General features: G+C 57.8%; 1 pseudogene. It reads left to right on the forward strand.

The window, feature by feature from the left end:
* Nucleotides 1-876: pseudogene (locus tag IMW75_RS26740) on the forward strand (type IV secretion protein Rhs); the annotation flags it as partial.

Consider the following 876-nt stretch of genomic DNA (forward strand, 5'->3'; position numbering starts at 1 on the left):
TGTATCTGGTCTGCACCGAAGGCGGTCACTACCTGCTGCAAACCCTCGACAACATCTTCTTTTACTTCGGCGAAGTGCCGGACGACAACAACCCTGTCCCGCTACAACGCCTCGAAAATGCCCTCGGCCATTTCCTGCATTTCACCCGCACGGTCGACGGCACGCTGACCGACATCAGCGCCACAGGCGGCGTTCGTGTGCACCTGCATTACGACAACCCGCTGGGTCGCCTGACCGATGTCAAACGCGTCGTCGACAATCAGGCTGTCGAAACCCTGGTGCAGTATCGCTACGACGACAATGGCCAGCTTATCGAGGTGATCAATCGCAACACCGATTCGGTTCGCCGCTTCAGTTACGCCGACGGCGTCATGGCCAGTCACAGCAATGCCTTGGGCCTGACCTGCAACTACCGTTGGGAAACCATCGCAGAGCAACCTCGAGTGGTGGAACACTGGACCAGCGATGGCGAGCACTTCCATTTTCGCTACGACATCGATGCGCGCACCACATGGATCACCGATGTACTCGGGCGCGAAGCTGAACTTCATTACAACAGCGATCACCGCGTCACCTCGAGCCGCGACTTCGGTGGCGAACATTACGTTATAGAGATTGACGACACCGGCAACATGACCGGCCTCACATTGCCCGATGGCAATACCGTCAAGCTCAAGTACGACGAGTACGCTCGGCTGGTCGAAGAAACTGATCCGCTCGGGCGCAAGATCAAATACCAGCACCATCACCTGACCACCCTGGTCACGCAGGTTGATTACCCTGACGGCAGCACCTGGAAAGCCCGCTACGACGCCAAGGGCAACCTCATCGCCGAAGTCGATGCGCTGGGCAACAAGACCGAATACCTCAACAGCG

The organism is Pseudomonas gregormendelii (assembly GCF_017114825.1).
Taxonomy (GTDB): Bacteria; Pseudomonadota; Gammaproteobacteria; order Pseudomonadales; family Pseudomonadaceae; genus Aquipseudomonas; species Aquipseudomonas gregormendelii.